This window comes from Empedobacter sp. UBA5924, from assembly GCF_002431085.1.
Lineage (GTDB): Bacteria > Bacteroidota > Bacteroidia > Flavobacteriales > Weeksellaceae > Empedobacter > Empedobacter falsenii_B.
This window is the reverse complement of sequence record NZ_DJDM01000036.1, coordinates 48,241-64,160: the sequence shown is the minus strand read 5'-3', so window position 1 is coordinate 64,160 and position 15,920 is coordinate 48,241. Positions and strand designations below refer to the sequence as shown.

The 15,920-nt window shown below is 31.8% G+C and carries 18 protein-coding genes; 13 read left to right on the top strand and 5 right to left on the bottom strand.

The annotated features are described in order from the left end of the window. Nucleotides 1-56 precede the first annotated feature (56 nt). The 3 genes from tsaD to B3792_RS10490 all read left to right on the top strand — a co-directional run bounded on the left by tsaD (nt 57) and on the right by B3792_RS10490 (nt 2,308). On the top strand, nt 57-1,076 hold the full coding sequence (gene tsaD / locus B3792_RS10500; RefSeq protein ID WP_038336318.1) for a tRNA (adenosine(37)-N6)-threonylcarbamoyltransferase complex transferase subunit TsaD: 1,020 nt from the start codon (nt 57-59) through the stop codon (nt 1,074-1,076). Then, a complete protein-coding gene (locus tag B3792_RS10495; RefSeq protein ID WP_125350218.1) occupies nt 1,076-1,783 on the top strand; it encodes an RsmE family RNA methyltransferase in 708 nt (235 codons plus the stop codon). The genes tsaD and B3792_RS10495 overlap by 1 nt, the downstream gene beginning before the upstream one ends. 171 nt (nt 1,784-1,954) lie before the next feature. Then, entirely contained in the window at nt 1,955-2,308 is a 354-nt protein-coding gene (locus B3792_RS10490; RefSeq protein ID WP_038336316.1) for a hypothetical protein, read from the top strand. Between the two features lie 49 nt (nt 2,309-2,357). Here the strand turns inward: B3792_RS10490 and B3792_RS10485 are convergent, their stop codons facing one another. Beyond that, nucleotides 2,358-3,977: a glycoside hydrolase family 10 protein gene (locus tag B3792_RS10485; protein ID WP_114999991.1), complete on the bottom strand. Its 1,620-nt coding sequence runs from the start codon at nt 3,975-3,977 to the stop codon at nt 2,358-2,360. 185 nt (nt 3,978-4,162) lie between these two features. Between B3792_RS10485 and B3792_RS10480 the strand changes: the two genes are divergently transcribed. Continuing rightward, nucleotides 4,163-4,597 (top strand): potassium channel family protein, encoded by a 435-nt coding sequence (locus B3792_RS10480; protein ID WP_280049537.1) that lies wholly within the window; start codon nt 4,163-4,165, stop codon nt 4,595-4,597. Between the two features lie 36 nt (nt 4,598-4,633). On the opposite strand, the gene B3792_RS10475 is transcribed toward B3792_RS10480, so the two are convergent. Further along, nucleotides 4,634-5,365: a DUF2911 domain-containing protein gene (locus B3792_RS10475; RefSeq protein ID WP_084106931.1), complete on the bottom strand. Its 732-nt coding sequence runs from the start codon at nt 5,363-5,365 to the stop codon at nt 4,634-4,636. A 4-nt stretch (nt 5,366-5,369) separates the two neighbouring features. Continuing rightward, nucleotides 5,370-5,531, bottom strand: a complete 162-nt coding sequence (locus tag B3792_RS10470; protein ID WP_160279602.1) for a DUF5522 domain-containing protein — start codon at nt 5,529-5,531, stop codon at nt 5,370-5,372. 161 nt (nt 5,532-5,692) lie between these two features. Here B3792_RS10470 and B3792_RS10465 point away from each other — a divergent pair, with 161 nt between their 5' ends. From B3792_RS10465 to B3792_RS10455, 3 genes are read left to right on the top strand one after another with little or no spacing between them, the layout of a single operon-like run. Further along, complete coding sequence (locus B3792_RS10465) at nt 5,693-6,019, top strand: hypothetical protein (RefSeq protein WP_038336313.1); 327 nt, start codon at nt 5,693-5,695, stop codon at nt 6,017-6,019. Then, nucleotides 6,020-6,937, top strand: coding sequence for a 1-aminocyclopropane-1-carboxylate deaminase/D-cysteine desulfhydrase (locus B3792_RS10460; RefSeq protein ID WP_038336312.1), 918 nt, complete (start codon nt 6,020-6,022; stop codon nt 6,935-6,937). It abuts the gene before it with no gap. Then, nucleotides 6,934-8,016 carry a glucosaminidase domain-containing protein gene (locus B3792_RS10455; RefSeq protein ID WP_291069542.1) on the top strand — a complete coding sequence of 361 codons (1,083 nt, stop codon included), beginning with the start codon at nt 6,934-6,936 and terminating at the stop codon, nt 8,014-8,016. The genes B3792_RS10460 and B3792_RS10455 overlap by 4 nt, the downstream gene beginning before the upstream one ends. Before the next feature lie 42 nt (nt 8,017-8,058). Here B3792_RS10455 and B3792_RS10450 read toward each other — a convergent pair whose 3' ends face one another. Continuing rightward, on the bottom strand, nt 8,059-8,643 hold the full coding sequence (locus tag B3792_RS10450; protein ID WP_181816294.1) for a TlpA family protein disulfide reductase: 585 nt from the start codon (nt 8,641-8,643) through the stop codon (nt 8,059-8,061). 158 nt (nt 8,644-8,801) lie between these two features. On the opposite strand from B3792_RS10450, the gene queA reads away from it, so the two are divergent. From queA to B3792_RS10430, 4 genes are read left to right on the top strand one after another with little or no spacing between them, the layout of a single operon-like run. After that, nucleotides 8,802-9,851, top strand: a complete 1,050-nt coding sequence (queA, locus tag B3792_RS10445; protein WP_038336356.1) for a tRNA preQ1(34) S-adenosylmethionine ribosyltransferase-isomerase QueA — start codon at nt 8,802-8,804, stop codon at nt 9,849-9,851. 7 nt (nt 9,852-9,858) lie between these two features. Next, entirely contained in the window at nt 9,859-10,908 is a 1,050-nt protein-coding gene (rlmN, locus tag B3792_RS10440) for a 23S rRNA (adenine(2503)-C(2))-methyltransferase RlmN (protein WP_038336309.1), read from the top strand. Nucleotides 10,909-10,919: 11 nt separating this feature from the next. Beyond that, complete coding sequence (locus B3792_RS10435; protein ID WP_286495588.1) at nt 10,920-11,873, top strand: hypothetical protein; 954 nt, start codon at nt 10,920-10,922, stop codon at nt 11,871-11,873. A 56-nt stretch (nt 11,874-11,929) separates the two neighbouring features. Further along, nucleotides 11,930-12,862 carry a polyprenyl synthetase family protein gene (locus B3792_RS10430; protein WP_180906365.1) on the top strand — a complete coding sequence of 311 codons (933 nt, stop codon included), beginning with the start codon at nt 11,930-11,932 and terminating at the stop codon, nt 12,860-12,862. Between the two features lie 296 nt (nt 12,863-13,158). Here the strand turns inward: B3792_RS10430 and B3792_RS10425 are convergent, their stop codons facing one another. Further along, nucleotides 13,159-13,932, bottom strand: a complete 774-nt coding sequence (locus B3792_RS10425; protein WP_280037923.1) for a GNAT family N-acetyltransferase — start codon at nt 13,930-13,932, stop codon at nt 13,159-13,161. Between the two features lie 194 nt (nt 13,933-14,126). On the opposite strand from B3792_RS10425, the gene kbl reads away from it, so the two are divergent. Both kbl and B3792_RS10415 read left to right on the top strand, forming a co-directional pair. Continuing rightward, nucleotides 14,127-15,326 carry a glycine C-acetyltransferase gene (gene kbl, locus B3792_RS10420; protein WP_125350209.1) on the top strand — a complete coding sequence of 400 codons (1,200 nt, stop codon included), beginning with the start codon at nt 14,127-14,129 and terminating at the stop codon, nt 15,324-15,326. 68 nt (nt 15,327-15,394) lie between these two features. Continuing rightward, on the top strand, nt 15,395-15,883 hold the full coding sequence (locus B3792_RS10415; RefSeq protein ID WP_219034190.1) for a hypothetical protein: 489 nt from the start codon (nt 15,395-15,397) through the stop codon (nt 15,881-15,883). Nucleotides 15,884-15,920 lie beyond the last annotated feature (37 nt).

Sequence of the window (15,920 nt, the reverse complement as noted above, 5' to 3'; positions counted from 1 at the left end):
AATTTACGATATTTGCAGGGTAAAAATAAGTTATAAATTTTATTCTACAAGGAATTATGAGCGATAAAAACTACATTTTAGCCATAGAATCTTCTTGTGATGATACAGGCGCAGCAATTATTGACAGAAATAAAATTATTTCTAATGTTGTAGCAAGCCAAAAAATTCACGAAATATATGGTGGCGTAGTACCAGAATTAGCTTCGAGAGCACATCAACAAAATATTGTTCCCGTCGTAGATCAAGCCTTAAAACAGGCAAATATTAACAAAGAAGAACTTAAAGCAATCGCGTATACACGTGGTCCAGGATTGATGGGTTCGCTTTTGGTTGGCGGAAGTTTTGCGAAATCTTTCAGTCAATCATTGGATATTCCGTTGATTGAGGTTAATCACATGCAAGCACATATTTTGGCAAATTTTATTGAAGATGCCAACGACGAAAAACCAACTTTTCCATTTTTATGTTTGACTGTTTCTGGTGGACATACACAAATCGTGAAAATCAACAGTTATTTTGAGATGGAAATTTTAGGTGAAACAATTGATGATGCAGCTGGTGAAGCTTTTGATAAAGCAGGTAAAATTTTAAACTTACCATATCCTGCAGGTCCAATTATTGACAAAAAATCTAAGATTGGAGATCCTACAAAATTCAAATTTGCAAAACCAAAAATTGATGGTTTAAACTTTAGTTTTAGCGGTTTCAAAACGTCAATTTTATATTTTATTCAGAAAGAGGTCAAAGCAAATCCAAATTTTATAGAAGAAAATATTGATGATTTGTGCGCTTCTATTCAACGTTCTATCGTAAATATTTTGATGGAAAAAGTAAAAAAAGCATCGGACGAAACTGGAATTAAACAAATTGCAATTGCAGGTGGAGTTTCGGCTAATTCTGAAATTCGTCAACGATTAAAAGATGGAGAAACTGAATTTGGTTGGAAAACTTTTATACCAAAATTTGCTTATACAACAGACAATGCAGCGATGATTGCAATGGTTGGAAGTTTAAAATTTGATCAAGAGTTATTTACAGAAAACACAGCGAAATCTGTAGCTAAATACCATATTTAATGAAATTATTTTTTGGAGAAATTCATCATGACACAGCTATTCTCAACGAAGAAGAAAGTCATCATTTTGCAAAAGTTTTACGCGGAAATGAAGGCGATTTGGTGCACGTGACAGATGGAAAAGGAAATTTGGCTGAAGTTGAAATTACATCAATTTCTAAAAAAGCAGTTGAAGGAAAAGTTGTTGACTTAAAAGTAAATTTCGAGCAGAAAAATTACTATTTACATGTTGCAATTGCACCAACAAAAACAATGGAACGTTTGGAATTTTTCTTAGAAAAAGCAACTGAAATTGGTATTGACGAAATTACTTTTTTACAGACTTTTCATTCGGAACGAAAAAATATTAAAATCGAGCGAATTGAAAAAATTGTACAATCTGCAACCAAACAATCGTTGAAAGCGTATTTGCCAAAAGTAAATGATTTGACAAAATTCAATGAATTTATCAAACAGGATTTTGAAGGTTTCACGAAATGTATTGCGCATTGCGAAGCGGATATTGAACGTACGCCTTTACGAACAGTTTTGGAAAATAATCCGCAGAAAATTTTGATTATGATTGGTCCTGAAGGTGATTTTTCGAGAGATGAAATTTTCGCTGCAGAAGATCATAATTTTACAGGAATTAGTCTTGGACATCAACGTTTCCGTACTGAAACTGCAGCTTTACAAGCTGTTTTTGCTGTTGATTGGGGATTGAAATAATATAATTAAGAAAGTTGTTTCAAAAATGTCATTTCGAATGAAACGTAGTGAAATGAGAAATCTAAATTACAGATTTCTCCATGCGTCGAAATGACATGACTAATTTTAGTCTTTTGAAACAGCTTTTTTCTTTCATTCGAAAATAAATATCTTTATCAAAATTTAAAACTTATGAAAAAATTAGCACTTATTTTGGGATTATTCATCGGTAATTTTTCGGTTGCGCAAACTGTAAATGATGTTCCGATTAAAGATATCAATGTTGATTATGTACAGATTATTGGAACTGGGCGAGGTTTGAGTACAAAAATGAATATTCGATTGGATTTTGGACAAGAAACCAAATCTTTTTCACTGAAAAATGGTTTGAAAATAAAAGATGAACGCGGAATTTCAGTGAAATTCAATTCGATGATTGATGCGTTGAATTTTATGTCTGAAAACGGATATGAATTTCAGTTTGCCTACACATCAAAAGAAAATGATAACGATGCGCTTTATTATATTTTAAAGAGAAAAAAATAAAAAAATCCTCAACTTATGTTGAGGATTTATATTGAGAGAAATTCAATTCTTAATTAATTTTTTGAGCAACGTAATCACTTTCGTTTCCTAAACGATCGACAGCTTTTAGTGCAACTGCTGTTAAACTTTTACCATCTTTGTGTTTCAAAATTGTTTGGTTTGTTTTGGTTTTATCCAAAATAGACGTTTCCCAATCGTTGTTGTAACGTGTGTATAAAATCCATTTCGAAACATTTGAATTCATTTTATAATCATTCCAATTCATCACAACTTCTGACGCTTTCATATTTACAGTCAAACTTGGTTTTACCAAACGATCTGCTTTTATCCAATTCATAGTTGGCACCAAAGCTTTAGCTTTGTATGGACCTTCTTTCAGATAACTCAACATCGAAGGATTTTTCGTTAATCCAGCAATACTCCAGTGAATAACACCCACATTGTTTTGTAAAATTTCTCCAGCCATTTTTACCTGATTTGTAATCTCAGTTGTTCTATCCGAAACTTTCACTTCTACAGTATTCAAACCTGGCCAAAGATGACGATTATGTGTGTTTTCTGATTTCCACCATTCTAATAATTTCGGAAAACTTTGTCCTGTCGAATTAATTGGCCAATACAATTGTGGCGAAAAATAATCAACCCAACCTTTGTTCAACCATAATTTTGCATCTGCATACAATTCATCATATTGCGAAGAACCTGTAATTCCAGCAGGATATCCTGGTTTCCAAATTCCAAAAGGACTAATACCAAATTTTACAAAAGGTTTTTCTGCTTTGATTTCTTTATAAATACGCTCAATAATTGTATTCACATTTTGACGACGCCAATCTGCTCTCGACAACATTCCTCCATTATTCTTGTAAACATTCCAAGTTGAATTATCTGGAAAGTCTGCACCACCATTATACGATGCATATGGATAGAAATAATCATCAAAATGAACACCATCAATATCATAACGCGAAACGATATCACGAACAACTTCCGAAACGTGATCTTGCGTTTTTTTGTCAGCAGGATCAAACCAATACATGCCATTTTTCAATCTCACCACATTACTTGGCGATCTTTTCACCATCGATTCGTTTGTCACTGGACCTCCACTACTGTGATGCGCTCTGTAAGGATTTAACCAAACATGCAACTCAATTCCACGTTTGTGTGCTTCTTCCACCCAAAATTCTAACGGGTCATAATATGGCGAAGGCGCCTTACCTTCTTCTCCAGTTAAAAAGTAAGACCAAGGTTCGAAATTACTTTTATACAAAGCATCTGCCGCTGGGCGAACCTGAAAAATAACAGCATTAAAATTGTTTGCTTCTAACATATCCAACAACTTTATTGCTTCATCTTTTTGTTGCGTTGTTGTCAAATCTTTTTTAGAAGGCCAGTTAATATTTGCAACAGAAGCTACCCAAGCTGCACGAAACTCACGATTTACTTCAGGTAGTTTTACTGTAAAAACTTCATCTTTCTTGTTCGGAATTTCAGTTTTTGGCGTAGTAGCAATGGTTGACTTCGTAGATTCGACAGGTTTTATAGGCTGCTTAGATTCTACTTTTTTATAAACTATTTTTTTCGAATTTTTATTTGAAGCACACGAAGATAAGCCAATTGTAGCTATTCCGAAACACATCAAAATATATTTAAAATTAATTTTCATTCGTTGAAATATGTATTTTTAGCGTTACAAAATTAGTAATAAAGCTTTATTAATCCAGATTTTATCAAATATTTAGGATATCTAGATTTTCCTTCTCTATTAAATTTACAAAATTTTTCGCTTCAAAAAGTGTTCTATAAATTTTATTCTTTACATTTTTGTACTCATCTATAATTGATAAAAATATGTTTCTAATTATATGTTTTGGCGTATTGATTATTTGTGTAAATGTTATTTTACAATCAACTGTTACGGTTTATTCGCTAAAATATCTACATAAATATAATCTCAAAAAACAACGATTAACGTTTAGTGAAGTGCTTTGGCAAATGGCAATTTCAGTATCTTTCTTGACTTTATTGCACGGTGCACAATGTACAATTTGGGCGGCTACTTTTTATTTCAATCCAAATATTGACAATTTATATAGTTTTCAAGAAGCAATCTATTTTTCATTAATCACTTTTACAACCGTTGGTTACGGTGATGTTGTGATTGATAGCGAATGGAAAATTATGGCTGGATTAGAAGCTATAAACGGAATTATGATGGTAGGCTGGTCAACTGCGTTGATGTTTTCTTACCTACAAATTATCTTAAAGAAGAATATTACTCAATAAAAAAATCCCTTCAAAAATTTTTGAAGGGATTTTTAATTAATATTTATTTTTTTCCAAATTAACTTTCAATTCTTTGTAATAATCTGGCGCATTTGCATCTTTTTCTAAAGCTGTATTAACCCATTTCAACGCTTGATTTCGATCCAATTTATTCGAATAATAGAAGTTTGCTGAATTGTAAAAATCTCTTGCAGAAGAATTTTCATTCAATTGATCTCCAATCATTTTTAAAACTTCGTTAATTGTATTCGTTTCAATATCCAAAACAACCGTTGTGTTATCCCAAGCTAATACCAAATTCGCTGATTTTTGCGTCACATTTGTAAAACGAATCTCAAACGTTTCTGTCTTGTTCATCGATTTTGTTGACGGAGCTTTCACTTTCAAAGCGATATTCGACTCCTTCCACTCTTTCGGATTTCCCCAGTTTTTCGTGTCTTTGTAAAAAATTACCTCCCACTCCTCTTTATTCGGAATGCTATACAACGCATATTCGCCAGCAGCCAACTCTTGTCCATTCACTTTGATTGGTTTATCAAATTTGATGACCGTATTTTCATTCGCACCAGTTCGCCAAACTTCTCCATTCGGTACCAATTTTCCAAATACTTTTCTTCCGTTTACATTTGGTCGATTATATTCAACTTCAAATTCTGTTAAACCTACTTTTTGTTCAACTTCAGCATGAGAACTTACCGCGGGAAATTTCATTTGAGCAAAAGCACAACTTCCTATTAACAAAGCTAAAACTGTTGATGTTATTTTCATATAATTATTTCTTATTCTTTATTTTATCTGTTTTTTTATCGTATCCATACGGACAATGTTTGCATCCACTTTTACAACAATACCCTCTTTTTTTTAGATATTGTTCAGTAAATATTCTGAAACCTTCTGGAGATAAATAATAATCTCCTTCTTCAAACTTTTTCATTTCTAACGCTGTGAATTTACAACTTTTATCTATAAACTATCATTAATTTTGGTATGATAATTATTTGCGAAACTTCTTCTAAATTTACGCTTTTTAACGCTTTTTAAATCAATATCTTTTCAGATTGATTAATTTTGCAATAAAATCGAATTACCTAAATCATGTTTGTAGTTGTTTTGCGTCATTTATTCCGAAAGAATTTTATTGGAATTACCATTTTTCCTTTCATTTTTTTGAGAGATAAAAAACTGAAAAATGATGAAGTTTTAATCAATCACGAAACCATTCATATCATTCAACAACTCGAACTTTTGGTCGTTTTTTTCTATCCTTTTTATTTTATTGAATATGCCATTCGATTGATTCAATATCGCGATCAACACAAAGCATATCGCAATATTAGTTTTGAGCGTGAAGCTTATGCAAACGAACACAATTTGAATTATTTAAAAAAACGAAAATTTTATAATTTTCTAAAATATATCTAAATGATTTGGAACGATTTTAAAGCTCAAATTCAAAACATTGACATCAAACATTTAACTTCTCAAAATATTCAACTTTCTATATTAAGAGAAGATTTGATTCATCCAGAAATCTCTGGAAACAAATACCGAAAACTGAAATATAATTTTATTGAAGCTGAAAAACTTGGTTTCAAGAAATTGATAACATTTGGTGGCGCTTTTTCCAATCATATTGCAGCAACGGCGGCAGCTGGTCAACTTCATCATTTCGAAACTATCGGTATAATTCGTGGAGAAGAATTAAGTGATAAAATCGATGAAAATCCTACGTTACGTTTTGCTCAAAAATGTGGAATGCAATTGCATTTTATTTCCAGAGAAGATTATCGAAAAAAAGATGAAGTAGAATTTATTAATCATTTAAACACTAAATATCCAAACACTTACGTTATTCCAGAAGGAGGCACAAATGATTTTGCTATAAAAGGTTGCGAAGAAATTCTGTACGATGATTGTTTCGAATATGATTTTATTGCTTCGGCAATCGGAACTTGCGGAACAATTGCTGGATTGATTGAAAGTTCGAAACCTCATCAAAAAATTTTAGGTTTTCCGAGTTTAAAGGGAGATTTTATCCAAAATGAAATCGAAAAATTGACAAATAAAACCAATTTTACTATTTTTAATGATTATCATTTTGGCGGATATGGGAAAGTTTCGGATGAATTAATTACTTTTGTAAATGATTTCAAGCGAATTAACCATATTCAATTGGATCCTATTTACACTGGAAAAATGGTTTTTGGTATTTTTAAATTAATTAAAAATCATTATTTTAGTGATAATTCTAAAATTCTTTTGGTTCATACAGGCGGATTGCAAGGAATTGAAGGAATGAACAAACTTTTAAAGAAGAAGAACAAAAATATTATAGAATGAAAAAATTGTTATACGTTTTTAGCTTAGTGTTGACGATTTCGACGCAAGCACAAGAAAGTAGAGACATAACTTACATTCGAAAACATGCTATTTTAGCTGTTGAAGAAATGCAACTTTACAAAGTTCCGGCAAGTATTACGTTAGCACAAGGATTATTGGAAACTGGAGGCGGACAAAGTAAATTAGCCGATCAAGCCAATAATCATTTTGGAATAAAATGTAAAGGTCCTGAAGAATGGTCGTTGGATAAACCTCGTATTTATCACGATGATGATTCGAAAGGAGAATGTTTTAGAAAATATTCTTCAGTTGAAGAAAGTTATAGAGATCATTCTAAATTTTTGGCTTTAAGACCTTATTACAAAGCTTTATTTTTCTTAGATCCGACAGATTATAACGCTTGGGCAAATGGTCTGAAAAAATCTGGTTATGCAACTGATCCAAAATATGCTTCAAAATTAATTTCGAGAATTGAGAAATATAATTTAGATCAATTTGATAAGATTTCTCCAGAAGAAGTTTATACAAAATTGTATACATTATACAACAATCAGGATGATATGATGATGGCAAATAATTCATCGAAATCTAAAACGAAGAAAGAATCTAAAACAATCAAAGAAGAAATTGCATTAGCGTCTTATCAACCAAATAATAATAGTATAGAGAAAAATGAGCCTAGTGTAAATAACAAAACAATTGCTTACGAAACTCGTCCTCAAAATCCTACAACTCGCATTAAAAATCACAAGAATAATATTCCTTATATTGTTGCTCAAGCGGGAGAAACAATTGCGACTATTTCTAAAACATACAACAAAGTTCCTTCGGATATTGCGAATTTCAATGAAATACAAATGGGTTCTAAATTGAAAGATGGACAAATTGTATTTTTCGGAAAAAAGAAAACAAAAGGTTCTGATTATTCATACAAAGTACAAGAAGGTGATGATATGTACACGATTTCGCAACGTTTTGGTGTAAAAGTAAACAACCTATATAAACTAAATCGTATGGAACCAGGTGAACAACCTAAAATTGGTCAACGTATTAATTTGAAAACAAAAGTTAGAGCATAATGAGCTCAATAATAAAAAAAAGCTTCCAAATGGAAGCTTTTTTTATTTCATCATTTTGAGAATATCAACCAATTGTTGATTGATTCCTCCTGTTTGATAATCCATCGGTGCAGGCGCGCGATCAATCATAATATTTCCTTCTTTGTCTAAAATAATAAAAGTCGGAATGTATTCTATCTTATAATCAAAGCCAAAGTTATCTTCTCTTCCTGCAAATAACTGTACACCAGACATCTGATTTTCTCTCACCATTTTTTCCCAAATTGGCTTATCTTCTAATTTATCCAAAGAAACACTTACAAAATGAATTGGTGCATTATGAAATTGTTTTTCCAATTCTTTCATAAAAGGAATTTGAACTTTGCAAGGTCCACACCATGTTGCCCAAATATCCATGTAGACATATTTTCCTTTGAAATCTGATAAGTCAAATCGTTTTCCATTGATATCAGCCAAAGAAAAATCTGGTGCTTTTATCAATTCTTTCGGAATTTCTGATTCTGGTGATTCTTTTTTTGCAACAGAATCAATCTTTTCTATTTCAGCAGATTCTTCAATTTTTTGTTCGGATTTATTACAACTAAAAAATGTAAAAAACATTGATAGTAATAGTAGTTTCGTTTTCATTTTATTTTTCAAATAAGTATTAAAAAACTTGATAATATCTATAAGTCTTTCGTCAAAAATAAACATTTAAACGTTAGCAATTTCATAAAATACCTCAATTCACTTGACAAAGGGGTATCTGACATCGTATATTTGCAAAAAATTGTACAATTATGAAAATGAAAACCTCCGATTTCGACTTTACTTTACCTGAAGAACTTTTAGCAGATCGCCCTTCTGAAAACAGAGACGAAGCTCGCTTAATGGTTGTTCACCGTGACACCGGAGAAATTGAACATAGACAATTTAAAGATCTTATCGAGTATTTCGACGAAGGAGATGTAATGATTCGTAACAATACGAAAGTTTTCCCTGCTCGTTTGATGGGTAACAAAGAGAAAACTGGTGCTCAAATCGAAGTTTTCTTGCTAAGAGAATTAGATGCTGAGACTCGTTTATGGGATGTTTTGGTTGATCCAGCGCGTAAAATTCGTATCGGAAATAAATTATTCTTCGATAATGATGATACATTAGTTGCAGAGGTTGTTGACAATACAACTTCTCGTGGACGTACTTTACGTTTCTTATTTGATGGATCTTACGAAGAATTCCGTGCAAAATTGAAAGAATTAGGAGAAACTCCACTTCCAAAATATATTTTACGTGATGTTGAACCAGAAGATGCAGAGCGTTACCAAACAATTTATGCAAAACACGAAGGAGCTGTTGCTGCACCAACAGCTGGTTTACACTTTTCTAAACACTTATTAAAACGTTTAGAAATTAAAGGTGTTGATTTTGCTGAATTAACATTACACATTGGTTTAGGAACTTTTCAAGCTGTAGAGGTTGAAGATTTATCTAAACACAAAATGGAGTCTGAGCAAGTTATTATTCCTCAAGAATCTGCTGATCTTGTAAATCGTGCAATTGACGAGAAGAAAAAAGTTTGTGCTATTGGTACAACTTCTATGCGTTCTATCGAATCTTCTGTTTCTGCAGATGGTCATTTAAATGCATTTGATGGTTGGACGAACAAATTTATTCACCCACCATACGATTTCTCTATTGCAAATTGTATGATTACAAACTTCCACACACCAAAATCTACATTAATCATGATGATTTCTGCGTTTGCTGGACACGATTTAACAATGAAAGCATACAACGAAGCTGTAAAAGAAGGATACAAATTCTACTCTTACGGAGATGCAATGTTAATCTTATAAGACAAGTTTGAGTACAACAAAAAAAGATATACGAAAGCTTTCACAAGCTGAGATTGAAGATTATTTCAAAGAGATTGGAGAAAAATCATTCCGCGCAAAACAAGTGTACGAATGGTTATGGAAAAAGAATGCGCATCAATTTGATGACATGACGAATATCTCAAAAGCTCTACGTGAGCAATTGGGAGAATCTTTCCAAATTCAACCTGTTGAAGTTGATCTTCTACAAAAATCTAACGACGGAACCATCAAGAATGCGGTTAAACTTCATGATGGTAACGTTGTGGAATCTGTTTTAATTCCGACTGATTCTCGCACAACTGCATGCGTTTCTTCGCAAGTTGGTTGTAGCTTGGATTGTACTTTTTGTGCAACAGCGCAATTAAAACGTATGCGTAACTTAACAGCTGCCGAAATCGTCGATCAAGTTGTGATTATCGATGAAGAAAGTAAACGTTATTTCAATCGTCCTTTAAGCAATATCGTATTTATGGGAATGGGAGAACCTTTGTTAAATTATAACGAAGTAATTTCTGCCATCAAAAAAATCACATTGCCAGAAGGACTAGGAATGGCTCCAAGACGAATTACAGTTTCTACTTCGGGAATTCCTAAAATGATTGAAAAACTGGCTGACGAAGATTTACGTGTTAACCTTGCGGTATCTTTACATTCGGCTCGAGAAGAAGTTCGTAATGTGATTATGCCTTTTTCTGTTAAATTTCCGTTGACGGATTTAATGGATAGTCTTCAATATTGGTACCAACAAACAGGTTTACGAATTACGTTCGAATATATTGTTTGGGGCGGTGTTAATGATAAAAAAGAAGATATCGATGCATTGGTAAAATTCTGTCGAAAAATTCCTTCTAAAGTGAATATTATCGAATATAATTCGATTGATGACGGAATCTACAAACAAGCATCAGAAGAAGCAGTTAACAATTATATCAAAGCTTTAGAATCCAACAATATTGTGGTAAATGTACGTCGTAGTCGCGGAAAAGATATTGATGCAGCTTGCGGACAATTAGCCAATAAAACTGGAAATGATTAAAACATAATCAAATGAAATATTTAGCCATATTTTTATTTTTGATTCTGACTAAATTCTCTTTCGCGCAAATAGTAGAAAACATCGATACAATTTCTATTGATGATTATAAAATGGAAAGTATCAACTTACCGCCTACTTTGAACGAAATTTCGACTTTAGAATATGAAAAAGAAGATAAAAATGTGGCTTCTTTTTGGGGTTTAAACGATTCTGATTCCAAACCAGAATTGTATCGTTTTGATGCAAAAACAGGTAAAATTATCAATACTATTTTCATCACAAATGCTCCAAATATCGATTGGGAAGAAATGTCTTCGGATGATAATCGAATTTATTTTGCTGATTTTGGAAATAATTTGGGCAAACGAAAAGATTTAGCCATTTATTTTATCCAGAAATCAAACATCGATTATTCAAAATCTTATCAGCAATTAAAAGCTGAAAAAATAGAATTTTATTATCCAGATCAAGAAACTTTTCAGTTCAAAAATATGACGACAAATTGGGACGCAGAAGCATTTTTTGTCTACCAAAATCAATTGCATATTTTTACAAAAGAATGGTCAAATATGTCAACGTCTCATTATGTTGTTCCTATTGACTCTTCTAAAAAACACGCAGCCAAAAAGTTAGAAACTTTTCCTACAAATTACGCTGTAACTGCTGCTTATATCGATGCTGATGTAAATAGTTCTACCAAAGGAGTTTATCTGTTAGGCTACACAAAAGAAGCGTTAACGTTTATCAGTTGGTTTGATTTGCCAAAAGATAACAATCAGTTATTCTTCACTTCTCAAGTTAAAAAAATAAGTTTACCTTTGGGCTTCACGACACAGTTGGGACAATTGGAAGGTATTTCAGTTTTGCCAACCGAAAACAAAATTTGTTTTAGCGGAGAGGAATTTAATTATAAAGGATTCTATGCAAAACAGGTTGTACATTGCATCAATAATTTTACGAATTAAAAAACTAAATTTTGGGTAACACGGTAGATTTGATTAAAGCTCCGATCGCGGAGGAAATGAAATTGTTTGAACAGAAATTCTTCGAATCGATGAAGAGTAATGTTTCGCTTCTTGACCGTATTTCCAATTATATCGTGCGTAGAAAAGGAAAACAAATGCGTCCGATGTTTGTATTTTTAACTGCAAAATTAAATGGCGAAGTACAAGAACGTACCTATCGTGCAGCTTCTTTTATCGAGCTTATTCACACCGCAACTTTGGTACACGATGATGTAGTGGATGATAGTACATTGCGTCGTGGTTTCTTTTCACTTAATGCGATTTGGAAGAACAAAGTAGCTATTTTGGTGGGAGATTATTTTTTATCAAAGACCTTAATTATTTCGACTAAAAACAAAGATTTCGATTTACTTGAAGTTGTTTCGGTTGCGATACAGGAAATTTCGGAAGGTGAATTATTGCAAATCGAAAAAGCGCGAAAACTTGATATTACAGAAGATGTATACTTCGAGATTATTCGAATGAAAACGGCAACGCTTATCGCAGCTTGTTGTGAAGCTGGTGCGCGTTCTGTTGGTTGTTCGGAAGAAGTAGCGAAGAAAATGCATCGCTTTGGTGAATTGGTTGGAATTGCCTTTCAGATCAAAGATGATTTGTTTGATTATACCACTTCTAATGCAATTGGAAAGCCTGTCGGAATTGACATCAAAGAACAAAAAATGACGTTACCGTTGATTTATTCAATTAACACAGCGAATGAAAAAGACAAAAAATGGTTGATTAATTCGGTAAAACGTTACAACAATGACAAAAAACGTGTACGAGAAATTATTCAGTATGTAAAAGATCACGGCGGAATTGAGTACACGCAAAAAATGATGAAACAATATAGCCAAGAGGCTTTAGATATACTATACGAATTCCCAGAAAGTGAATTTCGAAATTCATTGGAAACAATGGTGAAATACGTTATCGAAAGAGAAAAATAACAAAAGGACTTCTAATTGAAGTCCTTTTTGTTTTACATTAAGAATTAACAGTTCTAAGCTCTGGATGCGATATTGAAACAAGTTCAATATGACTCCGATAAATTAAGATCTATTTTCAATAATAAATTAGCGGAAAATGTCAAGCTGAATTGAATTCAGCTTCTCATCACTTTAAAAACTAAATCAACCTCACGACATTACGAATTAAGTCAGCTTGGTTCTAGACACTTTGTTTACAACATAAAAAAAGCCATTACAAACCGTAATGACTTTATATTTTGATTAAAACCTTATTTTTAAATGGATTTCTGATAAATATAATCATCCATAATGTATCCATTTCCAATGTCAAATGTTTTTGATTCCATATTCTTGAAACCATTTTTCTCATAAAAACGAATTGCTTTCGCATTGTGTTTATTCACTGTTAAATGAACAGCTTTTGCTCCTTTTTCTCGCGCATAATCTACAACTCTATTCAACATCAATTGTCCAATTCCTTTGGTTTGATTAGACTCTTTCAAGTAAATTTTGGATAAGAAAACAGTATTATTTTCATCTAATTTGTAATGCAAATAACCAGACGGAACATTATCAATTTTCAGGATTTCCCAAACATCTTCATTTGCAATTCCTTCGTTTACTTTGTCAGTATTATACATCATATCAATCATATAATTGATTTGATCTTGGGATAATAAATCTTTGTAACATTCGTTCCAAATCTCATTTGCTAAAGGTTGAACCAAATGAATATTTTTTTCATTAACCGTATGAAAATGAGGATAAACGTCCAATTTTACTGGATTTATTTTTTGATTAACTTCTAAATTTTGTAGAATTTCATCTTTACGCTTTTCGATATCTGCAGAAAACATTTCCATTGTCCATTTACGTTTAAGATGATAGTAATAGAAAACACCAATAAATAGAAAAATAATTGTTTCTCCAATCCAAACAAATTTTGACTTACTCAATTCAACAGGATTCATGATATCAATATCAATTATACTAGTTACTTTAAGAGCCACTAATGCAAATACTAATAGAACAATTCCAAAAAAATACATTCCAATAACACTTAGAATTGTTTTAACTTTGTTCTTCTTAAAAAACTTAGCTAAAAAATAATATTGTACCGAGAACAAAAATAATATAATAAAATCCACTTAATTTAAATTTTTATATCTCACAAAAATACGAAAAATATGCCCGCAAACATTTATATTTGTATGAAACATATCAAAACAAAAAGTGATTTATTATGTATAGCGATAAATTTCAAAACTACTTACAAACGCAATTGAATGATTTAGAAGAACAAGGATTATTCAAAAAAGAACGCATCATTGCTTCTCCTCAAAGTGCAGAAATTACATTAGAAAATGGTAAAACATTACTTAATTTTTGTGCGAACAACTATTTAGGATTATCTGATAATAAAGACGTTATCTCAGCTTCTCAAAAAATGTTAGATGACCGCGGATACGGAATGTCTTCGGTTCGTTTTATTTGTGGTACGCAAGATGTACACAAACAATTAGAGAAAAAAATCGCTAATTTCTTAGGAATGGAAGATACGATTTTATATGCTGCTGCTTTTGACGCAAATGGTGGTGTTTTTGAGCCTTTGTTTACAGAAGAAGATGCTATTATTTCTGATGAATTAAACCACGCTTCTATTATTGATGGTGTTCGTTTATGTAAAGCTGCTCGTTATCGTTATAAAAACAATAATATGGCTGATTTAGAGGCTCAATTAATTGTAGCTTCAGAAAAAAATCATCGTTTCAAAATTATTGTAACAGACGGAGTTTTCTCTATGGATGGTATCGTTGCAGACTTAAAAGGTGTTTGTGATTTAGCTGATAAATACGATGCTTTGGTAATGGTTGATGATTCTCACGCAACTGGTTTTATTGGAAAAACTGGACGTGGAACACATGAGCACAACGAAGTAATGGGACGTGTAGACATCATTACATCTACTTTAGGAAAAGCTTTAGGTGGTGCAATGGGTGGATTTACTTCTGGTAAAAAAGAAGTCATCGAAATGTTACGTCAAAAATCTCGTCCATATTTATTCTCTAACTCTTTAGCTCCTGGAATTGTTGGTGCAGCTTTACAAGTGTTAGAAATGTTAGAAAAAGATACTTCTTTACGCGATAAAGTAATGTGGAATGCTGAATATTTCCGCAAAGAAATGGTTGCTGCTGGTTTTGATATTCCAGAAGGTGATGCTGCAATTGTACCTGTTATGCTGTACGATGCGAAATTATCTCAAGTTATGGCAGACAAATTATTAGATGAAGGTGTTTATGTAATCGGATTCTTTTTCCCTGTTGTTCCTCGCGACAAAGCACGTATTCGTGTACAATTATCAGCTGCACATACAAAAGAGCAATTAGATCATACAATTGCTGCTTTTACAAAAGTTGGTAAAGAATTAGGAGTGATTAAATAAGAATTTGTTTTTTCAATATTATATTAGCGACTAAATATTTTTAGTCGCTTTTTTTATATATTTAACTTATGCTTTTCAAAAATAAAACATATCAAATAACGACAAATCTTTCTGAACAAGAAGTTTTTAAAATACTAAATGATAATACAGAAGAAAAAAGAATTCGTTTTTCTAAAAGTAAATATGAATTTGAAGGGATAGTTTATAAAGATCATTTCAATTTGATGAAAACGATTAGCGGACGAAATAGTTTTAATCCTCAAATTATTGGTCATTTCAATACCAACGACAATAAAACCACTATTGTTTACAATTTAGAATTAAACTCTTTTGTTTCAATATTTTTCATTGTTTGGATAAGTATTGTGACTTTATTTTTTATAATCTCACTTTTTCAAATTATTACTAATGGAATTCATAATTTTTTACCTTTAATTTCTATTCCGATGTTATTTTTTGGATTCATATTATATTTTGTTGCTACAAAAATGTCTGAGGATAAAATCACTGAAACTTTTGAAAAATTATTTCAAGAAAAAGTTCAAGAAGTAAAATAATTCAACGCCACGAATTGTCTCTCAAAATCCTTACTTT

Coding starts and splice junctions, on each gene's coding strand:
- B3792_RS10450 (WP_181816294.1), bottom strand. CDS start 8,643: ATGAAAACGAAACTACTATTACTATCAATGTTTTTTACATTTTTTAGT.
- B3792_RS10430 (WP_180906365.1), top strand. CDS start 11,930: ATGAAATTGTTTGAACAGAAATTCTTCGAATCGATGAAGAGTAATGTT.
- B3792_RS10415 (WP_219034190.1), top strand. CDS start 15,395: ATGCTTTTCAAAAATAAAACATATCAAATAACGACAAATCTTTCTGAA.
- B3792_RS10485 (WP_114999991.1), bottom strand. CDS start 3,977: ATGAAAATTAATTTTAAATATATTTTGATGTGTTTCGGAATAGCTACA.
- B3792_RS10490 (WP_038336316.1), top strand. CDS start 1,955: ATGAAAAAATTAGCACTTATTTTGGGATTATTCATCGGTAATTTTTCG.
- B3792_RS10460 (WP_038336312.1), top strand. CDS start 6,020: ATGATTTGGAACGATTTTAAAGCTCAAATTCAAAACATTGACATCAAA.
- queA (WP_038336356.1), top strand. CDS start 8,802: ATGAAAACCTCCGATTTCGACTTTACTTTACCTGAAGAACTTTTAGCA.
- B3792_RS10475 (WP_084106931.1), bottom strand. CDS start 5,365: ATGAAAATAACATCAACAGTTTTAGCTTTGTTAATAGGAAGTTGTGCT.
- B3792_RS10480 (WP_280049537.1), top strand. CDS start 4,163: ATGTTTCTAATTATATGTTTTGGCGTATTGATTATTTGTGTAAATGTT.
- B3792_RS10470 (WP_160279602.1), bottom strand. CDS start 5,531: ATGAAAAAGTTTGAAGAAGGAGATTATTATTTATCTCCAGAAGGTTTC.
- B3792_RS10425 (WP_280037923.1), bottom strand. CDS start 13,932: ATGTATTTTTTTGGAATTGTTCTATTAGTATTTGCATTAGTGGCTCTT.
- B3792_RS10455 (WP_291069542.1), top strand. CDS start 6,934: ATGAAAAAATTGTTATACGTTTTTAGCTTAGTGTTGACGATTTCGACG.
- B3792_RS10465 (WP_038336313.1), top strand. CDS start 5,693: ATGTTTGTAGTTGTTTTGCGTCATTTATTCCGAAAGAATTTTATTGGA.
- kbl (WP_125350209.1), top strand. CDS start 14,127: ATGTATAGCGATAAATTTCAAAACTACTTACAAACGCAATTGAATGAT.
- B3792_RS10495 (WP_125350218.1), top strand. CDS start 1,076: ATGAAATTATTTTTTGGAGAAATTCATCATGACACAGCTATTCTCAAC.
- B3792_RS10435 (WP_286495588.1), top strand. CDS start 10,920: ATGAAATATTTAGCCATATTTTTATTTTTGATTCTGACTAAATTCTCT.
- tsaD (WP_038336318.1), top strand. CDS start 57: ATGAGCGATAAAAACTACATTTTAGCCATAGAATCTTCTTGTGATGAT.